The 1,111-nt window shown below is 50.9% G+C and carries 1 pseudogene; it reads left to right on the forward strand.

The annotated features are described in order from the left end of the window. Positions 1–988: pseudogene (locus F6K37_RS43850) on the forward strand (tyrosine-type recombinase/integrase); the annotation flags it as partial. Positions 989–1,111: the final 123 nt, after the last annotated feature.

A 1,111-nucleotide genomic window follows, 5' to 3' on the forward strand; every position in this document is an offset into this window, starting at 1 on the left:
GAGTGTAACCCTCACTAACAAATCACTTTCTCTCACCACAGCTCTACCCTTAACTGGGCATCCGGCACGGGTTTATTTGAGTATTTTGAGTCCTGGGTCGCAGCCAACAATGAGGCAAGCTTTGGATATGTTCGCGTAGCGTCGGCTTTGCCGAATCGCATCCCTACTTACTAATAACGAATGTGATGCGGATACCCTTGACTGGGCAGCTCTCACCTATCAGCACACCGCTGCCGTCCAAGCCGCACTACTAGAAATCAATTCCCCCGCCACGGTCAAGAAGAAGATGGCAGCCCTCAGAGGAGTGTTAGCTGTGGCAAAGAAGTTGAAACTGATGCAGGCAGAAGATTATGAGGCGGCGGTGGATTTACCCAGGATTAAGAATCATCCCTTACCTAGAGGTCGAGCATTAACTCAAACAGAAATTACAGCACTTATTAAGGTATGTGCCTCCGATACAACCAACCAAGGGGCTAGGGATACCGCCCTAATTGGCATTCTACGGGGTGCGGGACTGCGACGGGCAGAGGTGGTGAAGCTGGAAGTGCGAGATTTTGATGGTTCCACTGGTGCATTGGAGGTGCGTCAGGGTAAAGGGGGGAAGGATAGAACAGTTTATTTACCTGAAAACGCGATCGCGAAGCGTCGGCTTTGCCGAATCGCGTTTGTAAATGATTGGTTGAACACGAGAGGTTCCCAACCAGGGGCGCTGTTGTGCCCAATACTCAAAGGGGGGCAGATACAGAACAGAAACATGACCCCCCAGGCCGTGTTGTTGATTTTGCAGAAGCGGGCTAAACAGGCTGGGGTGGAGTCCTTTAGTCCCCATGATTTTCCCAGGACCTTCTGCTCTGATTTGCTCGATGCTGGGATTGATATTGTGACGGTGCAGAAGTTAGCTGGCCATGCTTCCCCTGTGACTACCGCTAAGTATGACCGGCGGGGTGAGGAGGTTAAGCGTAGGGCGGTTCAGAAATTGGGGTTTTAGTAGGGGTGAGACTCAACTTTGGTCTAATAGTATGCTTAAATTATCGGAAATAGTTTAGTCAAGAGGAGGCTGCGATCGCCTTTGGCGCGGCAAAGCCCATCGCGAAGGCTCGGAATGATTTAG

Origin of the sequence: Moorena sp. SIO4E2, from assembly GCF_010671945.1 — a bacterium.
GTDB classification, from domain to species: Bacteria; Cyanobacteriota; Cyanobacteriia; order Cyanobacteriales; family Coleofasciculaceae; genus Moorena; species Moorena producens.